This window comes from Vreelandella sp. DA03-1M, assembly GCF_055725665.1.
Genome location: NZ_CM146798.1, coordinates 1,158,488 through 1,173,452 on the forward strand (window position 1 = coordinate 1,158,488; position 14,965 = coordinate 1,173,452).

At 54.4% G+C, this 14,965-nt stretch carries 12 protein-coding genes and 1 riboswitch; of the genes, 2 read left to right on the forward strand and 10 right to left on the reverse strand.

Annotated features, from left to right (window positions below; all coding sequences use genetic code 11):
- Positions 1-10: 10 nt before the first annotated feature.
- The 8 genes from ACXUPB_RS05345 to ACXUPB_RS05380 form a co-directional block, all read right to left on the reverse strand.
- Positions 11-658: a TetR/AcrR family transcriptional regulator gene (locus tag ACXUPB_RS05345; RefSeq protein ID WP_045812156.1), complete on the reverse strand. Its 648-nt coding sequence runs from the start codon at positions 656-658 to the stop codon at positions 11-13.
- The gene (locus tag ACXUPB_RS05350; protein WP_041157794.1) at positions 651-1,172 is read right to left on the reverse strand and encodes a universal stress protein; all 522 of its coding nucleotides are present in this window, start codon (positions 1,170-1,172) and stop codon (positions 651-653) included. Before ACXUPB_RS05350 ends, ACXUPB_RS05345 begins: the two co-directional genes overlap by 8 nt.
- Before the next feature lie 53 nt (positions 1,173-1,225).
- A complete protein-coding gene (locus ACXUPB_RS05355; RefSeq protein WP_141439712.1) occupies positions 1,226-3,517 on the reverse strand; it encodes a DUF3141 domain-containing protein in 2,292 nt (763 codons plus the stop codon).
- Between the two features lie 79 nt (positions 3,518-3,596).
- Positions 3,597-4,343: an acetoacetyl-CoA reductase gene (gene phbB / locus ACXUPB_RS05360; RefSeq protein WP_035559361.1), complete on the reverse strand. Its 747-nt coding sequence runs from the start codon at positions 4,341-4,343 to the stop codon at positions 3,597-3,599.
- A gap of 4 nt (positions 4,344-4,347) precedes the next feature.
- Positions 4,348-4,665, reverse strand: a complete 318-nt coding sequence (locus tag ACXUPB_RS05365; RefSeq protein WP_041157795.1) for a hypothetical protein — start codon at positions 4,663-4,665, stop codon at positions 4,348-4,350.
- A gap of 46 nt (positions 4,666-4,711) precedes the next feature.
- The gene (locus ACXUPB_RS05370; protein WP_035559367.1) at positions 4,712-5,836 is read right to left on the reverse strand and encodes an ABC transporter permease; all 1,125 of its coding nucleotides are present in this window, start codon (positions 5,834-5,836) and stop codon (positions 4,712-4,714) included.
- 1 nt (position 5,837) lies between these two features.
- Positions 5,838-8,606 (reverse strand): ribosome-associated ATPase/putative transporter RbbA, encoded by a 2,769-nt coding sequence (rbbA, locus tag ACXUPB_RS05375; RefSeq protein ID WP_472955782.1) that lies wholly within the window; start codon positions 8,604-8,606, stop codon positions 5,838-5,840.
- Positions 8,603-9,451 (reverse strand): HlyD family secretion protein, encoded by an 849-nt coding sequence (locus ACXUPB_RS05380; RefSeq protein ID WP_472955785.1) that lies wholly within the window; start codon positions 9,449-9,451, stop codon positions 8,603-8,605. Before ACXUPB_RS05380 ends, rbbA begins: the two co-directional genes overlap by 4 nt.
- Between ACXUPB_RS05380 and ACXUPB_RS05385 the strand changes: the two genes are divergently transcribed.
- The gene (locus ACXUPB_RS05385) at positions 9,452-9,577 is read left to right on the forward strand and encodes a hypothetical protein (protein WP_472955787.1); all 126 of its coding nucleotides are present in this window, start codon (positions 9,452-9,454) and stop codon (positions 9,575-9,577) included.
- Positions 9,578-10,097: 520 nt separating this feature from the next.
- Here ACXUPB_RS05385 and thiC read toward each other — a convergent pair.
- Both thiC and tenA read right to left on the reverse strand, forming a co-directional pair.
- Complete coding sequence (gene thiC / locus ACXUPB_RS05390) at positions 10,098-11,987, reverse strand: phosphomethylpyrimidine synthase ThiC (RefSeq protein WP_336273153.1); 1,890 nt, start codon at positions 11,985-11,987, stop codon at positions 10,098-10,100.
- A gap of 27 nt (positions 11,988-12,014) precedes the next feature.
- Positions 12,015-12,698 (reverse strand): thiaminase II, encoded by a 684-nt coding sequence (tenA, locus tag ACXUPB_RS05395; RefSeq protein WP_336273154.1) that lies wholly within the window; start codon positions 12,696-12,698, stop codon positions 12,015-12,017.
- A gap of 79 nt (positions 12,699-12,777) precedes the next feature.
- Positions 12,778-12,937: riboswitch (TPP riboswitch) on the reverse strand.
- A gap of 280 nt (positions 12,938-13,217) precedes the next feature.
- On the opposite strand from tenA, the gene ACXUPB_RS05400 reads away from it, so the two are divergent.
- Positions 13,218-14,930, forward strand: a complete 1,713-nt coding sequence (locus ACXUPB_RS05400; protein ID WP_336273155.1) for a DUF262 domain-containing protein — start codon at positions 13,218-13,220, stop codon at positions 14,928-14,930.
- The last annotated feature ends 35 nt before the right edge of the window (positions 14,931-14,965 follow it).

A 14,965-nucleotide genomic window follows, 5' to 3' on the forward strand; every position in this document is an offset into this window, starting at 1 on the left:
CATCAGTTGATCATGGTGCTAAGAATTCATGCAGCATTCGCAAATGGGCTCGGCGCAGCGAGCCAACGGTGGCGGCGGCAGTCGCTTCATCAAAAATCATTTGCCAAATGGCACCATATAGCGCTGGTGCCATTAGCAGCGCTGCGTCTTCAAGGAAGGCGCTGTGACGAAGGTGCCCTTTATCGGCTGCAGTTTTCAAAATGGCCTGTTGTTCTGCGAGGTATTTGTCAATTACCTCCCTGCGCCAAAAATCAACAAGATGAGGGATGCGTCGGCTTTCCGTCATCAGCAGCTTCAGCATAGCTATGACATCTGGATCACTCAGTTGGCTATAGAGGTGATCAATAAAGGATTCGATAGCTTCGCTCAGAGAGTCGCCGCCGCTGAGCACCCACTGCTGATTGTTGAACCTTGGTGTCAGGCGTTTTAATAGTAGTGCTTCAAATATCGATTCCTTGCTCTTGAAGTGAGCATAGAGGCCGCCTTTCGAGAGTTCCGCCCGCTGAGCAATATCCTCCATGCGGGCAGAGGCGAACCCGTGTTGCGAAAACTCGTACAAAGCCGCACAGAGGATCTGCTCTATACGCACATCGGGGGGGAGTCGGCGATGTTTGCGAGCTTGTTTAGTAGGAGAGGAAGGCAAGGTGCAGTTACTCATCAGTTGGTTGCTTTAATGCGGCACCTTTTATCATTTCTTTGTCTAGAGTACGAGAAATTGCTTGTGTGTTTACGTCTCTGACCAGCATGACGGGCACCGGCGCAATACGTGCCACTTGCTCGGCGTCGCTGCCGAGGAGAAGTCGTTGCATGCCACGTCGGCCATGGGTGCCTAGAATTATCAGATCGAACTGACACTTAGCTGCGTGATCCGCAACGTGTTCTGATACTCGTTTGCCCTCGGCCTCGACAAGTACTGTGGTGACATTGAGTTCTTGGGCTTCCAGCTGTATCCGAGCGTTGTCGAGCAGATCATTGCCGACTTTCAGAAAATAGGGTCTGACTTTTTTTATATAGGCGCGCGGGCTTTCGAAACCATTGGAGTACTCCATTGCATTAACCACATGTAGTAGCTCGATGCTGGCTCCCGTCAGCTTTGCTAAATAGCTTGCCTGTGCCAAGGCTAAAAGTGAGGTGCAGCTGCCGTCTATAGGTACCAGCAATTTGGTGTACATGGATGACTCCTAAGTGAATACTTCTAATATAAGTCAGGCACGCAGCTTGGCGGTTATGGCTCTCCAGGCTTGGCAGTGTTATTTTCGTTCGACCTTCCTAGGCTGCGTTTACCTGCTGTGACGATGGCTTCCTGTTCATGGGCTGCATCGTCGAACACCTTCAGCATTTGCGCTAAGCTTGCCTCTTCTTCTGGCAATAATGCTTCCGTGGCGGTCAGCATCTGCTCAAGAAGCCGCGCCTGATCGCGTATCTCGTTCGCGGCGCTGTCCGCCAGCAGTCGCGGGATGGCAGCGGTTGCAGCATCAAGATCAAGGCGCATCAGGTTGGCCTGGCGACGTACTAGCTGTCGGAATGAGGCCATATCTAAGTGGACTAGATAGTCCGGCTGTTGCAAGCTGGCCGCTAGATTAAAGCGGCGCTCGTCGGCTTCGCCACGAAAGCGGCTGACGTAGAGCAGCGCGCGGATACTGGCTTCAAGCAGGCCTCCCTGATAAATTCCGGCGCGCAGCCGCTCAATTTCTTCAGCAACGAAAGTGAGATGCTCGGGCGAGACCCCAGGATGTGTACGCGGGGGGCAGTCATCGGCAGATAGCCCTGCCATGGCTTGTACCCACGGCGATCCATAGACTACGTTGAATATTTGTTCGTAAGCGTTATCGCGCCGTTTCCTCCAATGATCCAACGCAGAGATCACGGTATCGGAATAGGCTTGTTGCCACTGCAGGAAAGGATTGTCTGCCGCTACTGGTTGGCGTGCTGCGAGGATTTTCTGTGCATATTCAGCCACTGTCAAAGCCATCGGGTTGCGGCTCGACCAGCGTTCGTAAGAGAGACGCAACGGATGTACGCTCTGCAGCCATCGTGCCGATTCGGGAGTAGTCCAGGTACGTACCCAGGGCTGAACGAACTGGCGATAAAGACCTAAGTTAATTCGCGATATATGGTTGACTGCGGCGAATTTGCGGTCGTTCTCAGCATCCACTTGCACAATCTGGCTCACATCCTCGACGCTGCGCCGCTGGATCGACATCACATAGTCACCCTCGACGAGTTCCGCAAGGGGCATATCCACTCGCTTATCCTGAATCTGCGTCTGGTAGATACCGGCGGGTAGCACATCAATTAAGTCGATATTGTTGGTGAATTCGCGGTGCTCTTTGCGGCCGACGCTGCCCGAAACAAAGATGCCCAGATGTCCAATGTTATCGTGCGTGGCATAGACAATGGTTTGGTCGTGGCTGAGTACTTCATCATCATCGCGATAGAGGTCGGTGATCCAGCCCATTGCTTGCGGCGGTGGCGAGATATTGTCGCCGTTGGAGCAAAAAACCACGATGGGCGAGCGGATATTGCGCAAGTCCAGGCGAATACCTTCGGAGGTTATCAGTTCGGAACTTGACAGCCGATTGCCGATGAAAAGGTTGTCGACGATGTATTGCATCTCTATATCGTTGAGGAATACGTAGCCACCCCAGTATTTTTCGAAGCCCAAGTAGCGTGTTGCCTCACTGTCGGCATTTGCATACAGATTGTACTGCTTGCCCCATAGTGTGTTGGCCGGATTGAGGTTCTCGAAGTTCTGAACCAGGTAAGCACCATCGAAGCGGCCATTGCCCAGGTCGCTAGCGAGTGCGGTTAGCCAACTGCCGCCGAGCAGACCGCCAGCGTAGCGCATCGGATTTTTGCCTGGCCAACCCGCCCAGTACGACACCGGCGTACCAGCCACGATGATGGGCCCGAATAGCTCGGGGCGAAGGGCTGCGGCCATCAATATCTGCCAGCCAGCCTGGCAGTTGGCGACCACTGCCGGCTTGCCCTCGCTGTGTGGATGAAGTGCGATGACTTTCTCAAGGAAAGCGACTTCGGCGAGCACCACATCTTCTATTGTCTGACCGGGCTCAGGGTCGGGGCCAAAACCGATAAAATAGCAAGGATGTCCTGCGCTGAGAGCAGCGCCAACCTCGCTTTCGGCCTTAAAGCCGCCGATGCCGGGGCCATGGCCAGCACGCGGGTCAACCACGACGAAGGGGCGTTTGCTTGTGCTTGGCGCGGGGGGAGAGCCCTCTGACAGCAGAATGCGCGCCAGCCCATAGTTGACTGGGCGCGGCAGCTCATGGCCAGATATCACTACCTCATAGGGAAAGTCGAGCACGTGAGGAGCGTCATCCTCAAGGTGTGCTTGGTACTGATCACCACGCTGACGCATCACATCGGCGTAGAGTATCGAGCGTTGCCATGCATCGGTTGTGTAGCTTAGCGCGGCAGCTACATAGTCTTGAGCCATGCTCAATAGTGGCCATGCGTCCGTATACCAGGGGCGATCATTGGAACCTTCGCTTGCCATGAGAACTTCTCCTGCGTGAGTGCGAGAAAATACCGGACGGGATAGACGACATGGCCACCCATCCCGCTAGGCCGCATGTTCAAAACATATGCTGGCCGCCATTCATTGCCACGTTGCTGCCGGTCATGAAACCGGCTTGTTCGCTGCAGATGAAGGCGACCAGCGCCGCTAACTCGTCTGGTTTGCCTAACCGCCCAACCGGGATCTGCGAGATCACCTTCGATTCCAGTATCTCCTTAGGAACCGCTAGCACCATCTTGGTCTCCAGGTAGCCGGGTGAGACGGTATTGACAGTGACACCCCGCTTTGCCACTTCCATTGCCAGCGACTTGGTGAAACCGTGGATGCCGGCCTTCGCCGCGGCGTAGTTGGTCTGGCCAAACTGGCCCTTGGAGCCGTTAATCGAAGAAATATTGACGATACGGCCCCAGTTGCGCTCGACCATACCTTCGCAAAACGGCTGGGTTACATGGAACATCGAGTCCAAATTAGTTCGCATCACTGCATCCCAGTCGACCTTGGAGAGCTTCCGGAAAGTGGTATCGCGAGTGATGCCAGCGTTATTGATCAATATGTCGACAACGGTGCCTTCGGCTTGGATATCGTTTGCGAGTCGCTGGCAGTCGTCAAAATCGGCCACATCGACAGAGTAGGCAGAGAAGTGGTAGCCCTCACTGGCCTGCTTCTGCAGCCAGGTCTGGACATGGTCGTTGTTTGGCGAATGGGTGACGAGAACGCTATGCCCTGCATCGTGCAGAGTTCGGGCGATGCTTTCACCCAGGCCACCCATACCGCCGGTGACCAGAGCTGTGTGCTGATAAGTCATCGGTTCAATCTCCTTTATTTGTTGTACCCGGATCGTCTTGCGAACTGGCGGTTAACCAGTAGAGTGCTGGGGAGACAACGCTGACAGTCTCAATCAAGGCTTTTCCCGTTTGTACCTGCCAGGCTTGCATCGTATCGAAGAGGCCAAGCAGCAGAGCGCTCTGATTATCAAAGATCTGCTGCATTGGGGGGCCGCCAGCGAAGGGTTGTGTACCCAATTCGTACCATGTCTGCTGACTTTTCTGCACTAGCGCTATCGTTTGTTGGCAAAGGTTCTGATTAGCTTGATAAAGTGCCAGAGGTAAGATGGTATTGTGGTTCATTGTATATTCCTTCTGGTGTGATGCGCCGATGTGCGCGCGGGTTGCATCAGGCCATCTGGCTGATGGTCTTGCGAAAGCGAGAGAGCGAAATGGCGAACAGAGCGCTGCCAATGACTAACAGTGTCAGAAACTGTCCCCATACAACGTCGATGCCGGCACCGCGAAACAGAATGGCCTGGCTTAGCTCGACGAAGTGGGTTGTGGGTGCCAGCAGCATAAGGTTCTGGACGAGCTCGGGCATGCTCTCGCGGGGCGTGGTGCTTCCTGAGAGCATCTGTAGGGGTAGCAGGAACAGGATCATCAGCATGCCGAACTGGGGCATGCTACGGGCCAGCGTCGCCAGGAAGATGCCCATTGAGGTGGTGGCAAACAGGTGCAGGGCCGCGCCAGCCAGAAACAGTGCAACCGATCCCTCTATCGGCACTTGAAGCAGGCCGCGTACGACGAAAGTCAGCGATAACGTCACCGCTAGCAACACCACAACCCCCATCGACCACACCTTGGCCAGCATGATTTCGGCAGGGGTCACTGGCATCACCAGCAAGTGCTCGATGGTGCCGTGCTCGCGCTCGCGAATTAGTGCCGCGCCAGTGAGGATGATTGAGAGCATGGTCACGTTGTCGATGATCGACATCAGTGAGCCAAACCATGCTTGGTCAAGGCCCGGATTGAAGCGCGCTCGTAGTGCCAAGTTGACTGGTGGGATGGTGCTTGCGCGGTAGCGGCTTACGAACTCATTGATCTCGCCCATGACGATCTGCTGTACATAACTATTACCCGAGAAGGCCTGGCTCATGCGCGTGGCGTCGATATTGAGCTGAATGTCGGGGCCGCGTCCGGCCAGCACGTCGCGCTGAAAGTTGGCGGGAATAACCAGTACGAACGTGTAGTCTCCGGCATCTAGACCCGCATCCATTTCCTGGAAGGTGATGATTTGCGGGTGCACGAACTGTGGTGGGTAGAAGGCCGATACGATACGCGTGGAAAGCGGTGAGTCGTCTTCGTCGACGATAGCGATAGGAGCGTTGTTCAGCGTCTCGGGCATTGCCGTCGCGGAAGTGTAGACCGAAGCAGTGAACACATAGACGATCAGCACCAGCATTATGGGGTCACGCAATAGACTCCAGAACTCTTTGACGCCCAGGCGATAAATGTTTGCAATCCTGCGCATCTCAGCTCTCCTGCTTTTTCAGTAGGGCGATCGCCATGCCCATGATCACCGGTACCGCCAGCAGCATCGGCAGGAACGACCCGATAAGGTCACCTAGCCCTAGGGACTTGCTGAATACGCCGCGGCTAATGGTGAACATGTAGCTGGCTGGATAAATATTGCCGATGAAGCGTCCGGTGCCTTCCAGCGACGAGACCGGATCGGTGAGGCCCGAAAATTGGATGGCGGGAATCAGCGTACCGATCATAGCGAAGAACATAGCGGCGATCTGGCTGTGGGTGATGGTCGAGGCCAGCAGGCCCATGCCGGTGGCGATGATGGAAAATACCAGGGCCGACAGCGCTAGGGTCGGGAAGCTACCGGTGATCGGTACGCCGAACAATGTGATCGCCAGCCCGGTCATCAATAAAAAATTGACCATTGCCAAGCCGATGTAGGGAATTTGCTTGCCGATCAGAAACTCGGCGCGGGTGACAGGGGTGACATAAAGGTTGATGATTGAGCCCATCTCTTTTTCACGCACCACCGAGAGTGCCGTGAGCATTGCTGGCAACATCAGCAACAGCAGTGGAATCACGGCAGGAACCATTGCTGGCAGGCTCTGAATGTCAGGATTGTAGCGGTAGCGGTTCTCGATATTGGCTGCCGCTCCGCTGACGGCGGTTCCGGATTGCCTTGCTTGCGCCAGCAGCCACTGCTGGTGGATGCCCTGTACGTAGCCTTGCACGGTTTCGGCGCGTTGAGGCATGGCGCCGTCGATCCATGCTCCGATCTCGACATTGTGGCCACGCTTTACATCACGACCAAACCCGGGGGGAATTTCGATTGCCAGGGACAGCTCCCCGCTGCGCATACGTCGATCCAACGCGGCATAGTCTGAGATAGGCGGGCGCTCTCTAAAGTAATGGGGCGATCCCGAGAGGTTCAGCGCGTAGCTCTGACTTAGCGACGTCTGGTCGCGGTCAAGGATGGCGTAGCTGAGCTCCTCCACGTCCATGCTGATGCCAAAACCCATAACGAACATCAGGATCAGCGAGCCAACCAGCGCCAGGGTCGCACGCACCGGATCGCGGCGTAGTTCGAGAGTTTCGCGCCACATGTAGCTGAGCATCCGCTGGAGACTGAAGCGTCGATGGCGTGTTGTGTCGTGATGAGTCTCTGCGGTGACGAGCGGCGTATCCGGGGCATCGCTGGCTTTTTGTGGTGAAGTCTCCTGCGCGGAATTCTCCTGATCGGCGCCAGCTTCGAGCAGGTAGCCGATGAAGGCTTCTTCCAGGGTCGCCGCACCGCGTTTCGCTACCAGTGCTGAGGGGGTATCGCTGTCGAGCACCTTCCCTGCGTGCATCATCGACATGCGGTCGCAACGCTCGGCTTCGTTCATGAAGTGGGTGGAGATGAAGATCGTCACGCGGTCGCGGCGCGACAACTCAATCAGCAGGCGCCAGAAGGCGTCGCGGGCGATGGGGTCCACGCCGGAAGTGGGTTCGTCAAGAATCAGTAGCTCGGGTTTATGGACCATTGCCACCGCCAGGGAGAGACGCTGACGGATGCCCAGTGGCAGGCTCTCCGGCAGGGCGTCGAGCGCCTGCTCGAGACTGAACCGTTCGACCATCTCGGCGACCTTTGCCGATATGTCATGTTCTGCGATCTGGAACAGGCGCGCATGCAGCACCAGGTTCTGACGTACGGTCAGTTCGCCGTACAACGAGAATGCCTGGGACATGTAGCCAACCCGGCGACGCGTGTTAATGTCGCGGGGATCCACTTCCTGGCCAAACAGCCAGGCTTGGCCCTCGCTGGCGGGTAGCAGCCCCGTGAGCATCTTCATGGTGGTCGACTTACCGCAGCCGTTGGAGCCGAGAAAGCCAAAGATCTCGCCACGCCGGATGCGGAAGCTCACATGGTCGACGGCGATGAAGTCGCCAAAACGCATGGTGAGGTCCTTGGCCTCGATGGCGACTTCATTGTCATCCTGCGCCAGCGGCGGGATGTGCACCGGCGCATAGCCGCGCTTTTTTTCTTCCGGCAACAGCTCGATGAACGCCATTTCCAGGGAGTCGCTGTGGGTGCGTGCAAGTAGTTCCTGCGGGGAGCCGGTGGCAAGTATTTTGCCGGCGTCCATAGCCACCAACCAGTCGAAACGCTGGGCTTCGTCCATGTACGCGGTGGCGACCAACACACTCATCTGCGGGCGGTCAACACGAATGCTTGCAATTAACTCCCAGAATTGGGCGCGGGCCAGCGGGTCCACGCCGGTCGTGGGCTCGTCGAGAATCAGCAGGTCGGGGTCGTGAATCAGCGCGCAGCAGAGTCCGAGCTTCTGCTTCATGCCGCCAGAGAGTTTGCCAGCGGGTCGCTCGAGGAAGGTATATAGCCCGGTGCTGCGGGTCAGGTCGTCGATACGCCGCCGGCGTTCACCGGCTCCGTGGCCGAATAGTCGGGCGAAGAACTGCAGGTTCTCCTCCACCGAGAGCGTAGGGTAGAGGTTCTTGCCCAGCCCCTGGGGCATGTAGGCAATGCGCGGGCCGATCTCGTTACGCTGGCGTGTGTTGCTCATATCGCCGCCCAGCACCGTGACCACGCCTTCCTGGACCTTGCGGGCACCCGCAAGCAGCGATAGCAGACTCGATTTGCCGACGCCATCCGGGCCAATCAGCCCGACCATGCATCCAGCCGGCAGGGCCAGATCCAGCGCGTCCAGGGCTATGGTGCGGCCGTAGCGTAAGGTGAGCGCGCTGACTTGGGCTACGGGTTGCGTCTTCTCGCTCATGGGGTGACATTGACCGCTAGGTGGTCGGGCCAGGTGGCGTCATCCTCGAGCTTCAGGTAGGCCATGCCGGGCAGGCCTGTTTTGACCTGCTCGATATGTTCAAGCAGCAACTTTGGATCGATTTGGGCGCGCACGCGGAACATCAGCTTCTCCCGTTCGCTCTCGGTTTCCACGGTTTTGGGGGTGAACTGGGCGACGCTGGCCACGAAACTCACTCGCGCCGGGATCACGAAGTCAGGGGCAGCGTCCAGCACCAGGCGTACCTCGTCGCCAATGGCCACCCGACCAGCATCTCGAGTGGGCATAAAAAAGGTCATGTAGACCTTGGTGAGGTCGATCAGGTTGAGTACCTTGCCCCCGGCACCGAGCACCTCGCCCGGTTCGGCCACCCGGAGCTGTACGCGGGCCAAACGGTCGGCTTTGAGCTCGCTGTCGTCCAAGTCGGCCTCGATGCGCTGGATCGCGGCCTGAGTGGCCTCCACTTCCGACTCGGCCTCGATGACCTGGGATTCGGTAGCGCGGATGGCAGCCTGGGCGGAGAGCACCTGGGCATTGGCCGAGGCCAGGGCGGCCTGCTGGCTCTGGTAGTCGGCCAAGCTATCGTCGAACTGCTGGCGAGAGATGGCGTTGCGCTCCACTAGGCTGGCTGAACGCTCGTAGCGCTTGCGAGAGGCGTTTAGTTCTGCCTGGCGCTGGTTGACGATGGCTCTGGCGGTTTCCAGCTCGCTCTGGCGCATGGCTACCATGGCTCGAGCTGTCTCCAGGGCGTTTTCGGCCCGGCGGGACTGTGCGCTGGCCTGAGCCAGCTCAGCCTCCAGGGTGGCGGTATCCATACGGGCGACCACTTGGCCTGGATCGACGAACTCACCTTCCTCGACCAGTACTTCCTCGAGGCGGCCAGCGACCCGGGTGGCGATGTCGATCTCGGTGGCTTCGATGCGCCCATTGCCTTGGGTGATGCCCTCGCCTAGGCCCTCCGGCTGCAGTTCCCACCAGGTCAACCAGGCCGCGATGCCTATAACAACTATGGCTGCCAGGCCCTTGAACCACTGTCTTTTACTGCTGAACTTCATAATGTTGCATCCTCGGTTGGCGGATGGCCAGACGATTGATGAGCAGCTCAGAGGATGGGCCAGGGCCAAAGGGCTTAAGCTCGTCGCTCTGTGCCAGCGGTGGCGCATCACAGAACGTAATAAACGGATTCTATTATCCTATTATTATTAATTGTGATTTTGATTTAGGTCAATTAAATACCGACTAGTCGGTATTTAATTGATAGTATTTGCTATGAGCTGGGTAGCTATACCAAGGTTTTTTTCGTCACTCTCAAATGTTAAATGAGCTACGTTGCGCAAAACTACTGTTAAGCCATACTTTTGGGGCAGCGCTAGAAAACAAAGGAGCACACAAGCGATGGGAGGTTGCGGCCATTTTTTAGCGCTCCCCAGGGAAAAGCCGCAGCAAGCAGTAAATTATCGTGCGTTGGTAGATTTAAACTTCCTGATACAGCTCACTCCCTTTGTTGCGGAACTTCTCCGCCTGCTCCTCCATGCCTTTCATCACCGCTTCCTGATCACCGTTCAGGCCGTGCTCATTGGCATAGTCACGCACTTCCTGGCTGATCTTCATGGAGCAGAACTTCGGCCCGCACATGGAGCAGAAGTGCGCCACCTTGGCGGAATCCTTCGGCAGGGTTTCATCGTGGTATTCACGGGCGGTATCCGGGTCTAGGCCCAGGTTGAACTGGTCCTCCCAACGGAATTCGAAGCGCGCCTTGGAAAGCGCGTTGTCGCGCCGCTGTGCCGCCGGATGGCCCTTGGCCAAGTCCGCTGCGTGGGCGGCAATCTTGTAGGTGATGATGCCGGTTTTGACATCGTCTTTATTGGGCAGGCCCAGATGTTCTTTCGGAGTGACGTAGCAGAGCATGGCGCAGCCAAACCAGCCGATCATCGCTGCCCCAATACCCGAGGTAATATGATCGTAGCCGGGAGCGATATCCGTCACCAGCGGCCCAAGGGTATAGAAGGGCGCTTCGTCGCAGTACTCCAGCTGCTTATCCATGTTCTCTTTCACCAAGTGCATGGGCACGTGGCCGGGACCTTCGATCATCACCTGCACATCGTGTTTCCAGGCGATATGGGTCAGCTCGCCAAGGGTCTTGAGCTCCGCCATTTGCGCTTCGTCGTTGGCATCCGCCACCGAGCCGGGGCGCAGACCATCGCCGAGGGAGAACGCCACATCGTACTGCTTGCAGATCTCGCAGATGTCCTCGAAGTGGGTGTACAGGAAGCTCTCCTGGTGATGGTACAGACACCACTTGGCCATGATCGACCCGCCGCGGCTAACAATGCCGGTGACTCGTTTGGCGGTGAGCGGCACATAGCGCAGCAGTACCCCGGCGTGAATGGTGAAGTAGTCCACGCCCTGTTCGGCCTGCTCGATCAGCGTATCGCGGAAGACTTCCCAGGTGAGGTCTTCGGCAACACCATTGACCTTCTCCAGCGCCTGATAGATAGGCACCGTGCCAATCGGCACCGGCGAGTTGCGCAGAATCCACTCGCGGGTTTCGTGGATGTTCTGCCCAGTGGAGAGATCCATAATGGTGTCCGCGCCCCAGCGGATGCCCCAGGTCATCTTATCCACCTCCTCTTCAATGGAAGAGGTGACCGCCGAGTTGCCCAGGTTGCCGTTAATCTTGACCAGGAAGTTACGGCCAATAATCATCGGCTCGCTTTCCGGGTGGTTGATATTATTGGGAATAATCGCCCGCCCGCGGGCGACTTCATCACGCACGAATTCAGGGGTAATCTCATCCGGCAAGCTGGCACCAAAGCTTTGGCCGGGGTGCTGATGGCCCAGTATCCGCTCTACCTCAGCGGTACCTAACGTTTGGCGACGCTGGTTTTCCCGTAGCGCGATAAACTCCATTTCCGGGGTAATAATCCCTTGGCGGGCGTAGTGCAGTTGAGTCACGTTCTTGCCTGCTTTAGCCCGGCGTGGTGTGCGGGTTAAATCAAAGCGCAGCTGGGCAAGCGTCGGGTCGTTGGCGCGACGGTTACCGTAATCAGACGTGGGGCCTGATAGGAATTCGGTGTCGTTGCGCTCTTCAATCCAAGCGCGGCGCAGGGCGGGCAGGCCCTGACGTAGATCAATCAGAGCATCGGGGTCGGTATAGGGGCCGGAGGTGTCGTACACCAGCAGCGGCGGGTTCTCTTCGTCAATGCTGCTGGTTTTGGTGGGCGAGAGGGTGATTTCCCGAAACGGTACGCGAATATCTGGCCGCGAGCCTTCCACGTACACCTTGCGCGAAGCGGGCAGCGGCGCAATGGCGGCGGCATCGACCTGGGCGGTTTCGGCTAGAAAATGGCTCGTTTTGCTCATGGATTGGTTCCTTTTAGTTGTTAGTAATTAATGAGAGAGGTCTTCGTCTATCAGCTCTAGGCCCATCTGCCAGAAGTCGATTTCCAGGCGGGTGGCATCGCGGAATATCTTGGCAAGCTCTTTAAAGCGGGCGGGGGTCACATCGGCAAGGCGGGCGTTGAGCCATTCAAGCTCCGCCTGCATGGCAGCCTGAAACTCCTCGCCTTCGTACATGGCAATCCAGGCATCAAAGGGGTTTTGTTTACCGCGCAGCGTGGAAGGCTGGGCGTTTAGCCAATTGGCGATTTCGCCATAGCCCACTAGGCAAGGGGCTAATGCCACATGCAAATCGAGCAGGTCGCCACGGTTGCCGGTATCTAATACATAGCGGGTGTAGGCCAGCGTCGCTCTGGCTTCGGGAAGCTCCGCCAGTTCTTGCTCGGAAATCCCCCACTCCTGACAAAAGCCCACATGCAGGCCCAGCTCCACGTCCACAATGGCTTTCAAGCCTTCATGGGCTTGGCGCAGATCCGCCAGGGTGGGGCTTTTATAGGCGGCCAGCGCGTAGGCGCGGGCGAAGTGGATCAAAAACAGGTAATCCTGTTTCAGGTAGTGGCGAAACGACGCCTCAGGCAGCGTGGCATTGCCCAACTGACGCACAAAATCGTGCTCAATATAGGCGCGCCAATCTTGCTGGCAGGCGGTGGTGAGATCGGTAAAGCGGTAGCCCATGATGCCTCCGGTAGTAATGATCCGGAGGGCAGGCGAAAAAGATCGAGGAAATGGCACGGAAAGGTGGCGTAAAGGAGCGCCGCGGCCATCGCTTGATCCCTACGCCGGTACCCGCGCCGCAACTCATGTGAGCAGCAGCGCATTAGCCGGATCAGGTTCAGCGGGACCAGCGCTCGGCAGCAAAAATGCTAGCCCTGCGCCATCTCAGCCGGATTTCACCGGCACCCCGTCAAGCTGTTCGTTAGCGGAGTCTAGGCTGCGGATGGGGGAGATGCAAGGGGGCATGATTGGAGATAAAAAATCGTGCAAGCTGCGACTTTTGGTTAAGCGGCCAAAATTGGCTTTGCTATAAAGGGAGTCTATGGGTAGAGTCAAATTGGTGGCTGCAAACCCCCAGTTAATGTGCCGTCGCGTTTATTGAAGCTGTGTGGCTAAGTATATTTAGCATGCATCTCTAGCTGCCTATATTCGCTTGAGTGTATTAATAGGTGAAAATTATTTTTTATAAGAGCTATTTTAATGAAGATAGAAGCAAGCGATAAAGAAGTTCAAGAAGTTTTTTCTTCTGGTTATTTCAAAATACCTAGATTCCAACGCCCCTATTCATGGGGTAAAGATGAAGTGGATAATTTTTGGTCTGATATTATTGGCGATAAGAGTGATAGTTACTTTATTGGGTCAATGGTTGTTTATCAGGCAAGTAAGCCATACTTTGGTATTGTTGATGGACAGCAGCGACTAACAACTATAACAATAGTTTTATCAGTAATTAGAGATGCATTTTTAAAGTTAGGCGAAGAAAATCTTGCAAAGGGTGTTCATAAGTTTATTGAAACCCCCAATAATGACTATGTGAATGAGTTTGTACTTAACGCAGAAACTTCATTTCCATATTTACAGAACCATATTCAGTCATTTGATGAATCAAGCTCTGATATCAAGATAGATTGTGAAGTTGGTGTGGAAGAATCAAATTTAAAGTTTGCCTATGAGCTTTTAACGCAAAAGCTAGGGCAACTTATACCCTTGCATCAAACGGCTGGCTCTCAGATTGAGTTTTTTGCACATACTGATCCTGTTCTTAAGTTAAAAGAGCTAAGAGATAAGTTTTTATCGCTTAAGTTGGTTTTTATCCAATTAGATAACGAGGATGATGCTTATTTGATTTTTGAAACACTTAATGCTCGCGGTCGAGACTTAAAAACCTCTGATCTTGTGAAAAATTTAGTGTTGAAAACTATTAAAAATACTCATTCAACACTTGATAGCCCGAAAGAAGCATGGAATCGCTTAGTAAAACGCTTTGATGATATTTCTGATAGTAGTGTTATTGATACATTCTTATTGCACTACTGGATTTCTAAGCATGAGTATACGACAGATAAAAAACTGTTTTCTCTCATTAAACGTTATATAAATAAGGACTTGGGTAACGCAAGGGTTTTGCTAAAAGACTTGAGTGAGCATGCTGTAAGTTACTCGAAGATGCTTAGCCCAGAGAGCTCTGGTTGGGGAAAAGAACAATATGAAGTCCAGCAATCATTGACTGCCTTAAATGGTTTTAAAGTTAAGCAGCAATCGTCTTTTGTATTGTCCTTGCTCGTAGCCTATTCAAATGGAAAAGTATCACTTAAGCAGCTTAAAACAACTCTGAAGAGAATTGAGCATTTTCACTTTGTTTTTAATGCCATTACTCAGCAAAGATCTTCAGGGAGTATAGCGACGATGTACTCACAACATTCTATTGATTTGTCAAAAGCTCACGACAATGATTCTGTGCAAAAAGTTTTATCAAGTATAACAAGAAAGCTAAAAGAAAAGCTTCCGTCATATAGTGAGTTTGAGGTCAAGTTTTTAGAGTTGAACTATCTATCAAATAGAACTAAGTATAAAAGCATCATTAAGTACTCACTTTGTAAGCTTTTAGGTAACCAGTTGAGTGGTTTAGATATTCATCATGGAAACCTGACAGTTGAACACCTAATCCCTGAGTCAAAAGCCAAACAAGGAGTAAACCCTGAAATCATTGGTAATGTGGGAAATTTGCTTTTAACTGATGCAAGTACGAATGGCCATAAGCTGAAGAATAAAGATGTAGTCGAAAAAATTGCGATACTCGAAGCTGCTGGGTATCCATTAGGTGTCAACTTTATAAATGATAATCAGTGGAGTGAGGAAAAGGTAATAGAACGAGCCGAGAAGATTGCGAAATTTGTATATTCGGAAACTTGACGCGACCAAACCCGTTGTGTAAAAAAGCGTTAAAT

Coding starts and splice junctions, on each gene's coding strand:
- ACXUPB_RS05345 (WP_045812156.1), bottom strand. CDS start 658: ATGAGTAACTGCACCTTGCCTTCCTCTCCTACTAAACAAGCTCGCAAA.
- ACXUPB_RS05350 (WP_041157794.1), bottom strand. CDS start 1,172: ATGTACACCAAATTGCTGGTACCTATAGACGGCAGCTGCACCTCACTT.
- ACXUPB_RS05355 (WP_141439712.1), bottom strand. CDS start 3,517: ATGGCAAGCGAAGGTTCCAATGATCGCCCCTGGTATACGGACGCATGG.
- phbB (WP_035559361.1), bottom strand. CDS start 4,343: ATGACTTATCAGCACACAGCTCTGGTCACCGGCGGTATGGGTGGCCTG.
- ACXUPB_RS05365 (WP_041157795.1), bottom strand. CDS start 4,665: ATGAACCACAATACCATCTTACCTCTGGCACTTTATCAAGCTAATCAG.
- ACXUPB_RS05370 (WP_035559367.1), bottom strand. CDS start 5,836: ATGCGCAGGATTGCAAACATTTATCGCCTGGGCGTCAAAGAGTTCTGG.
- rbbA (WP_472955782.1), bottom strand. CDS start 8,606: ATGAGCGAGAAGACGCAACCCGTAGCCCAAGTCAGCGCGCTCACCTTA.
- thiC (WP_336273153.1), bottom strand. CDS start 11,987: ATGAGCAAAACGAGCCATTTTCTAGCCGAAACCGCCCAGGTCGATGCC.
- tenA (WP_336273154.1), bottom strand. CDS start 12,698: ATGGGCTACCGCTTTACCGATCTCACCACCGCCTGCCAGCAAGATTGG.
- ACXUPB_RS05400 (WP_336273155.1), top strand. CDS start 13,218: ATGAAGATAGAAGCAAGCGATAAAGAAGTTCAAGAAGTTTTTTCTTCT.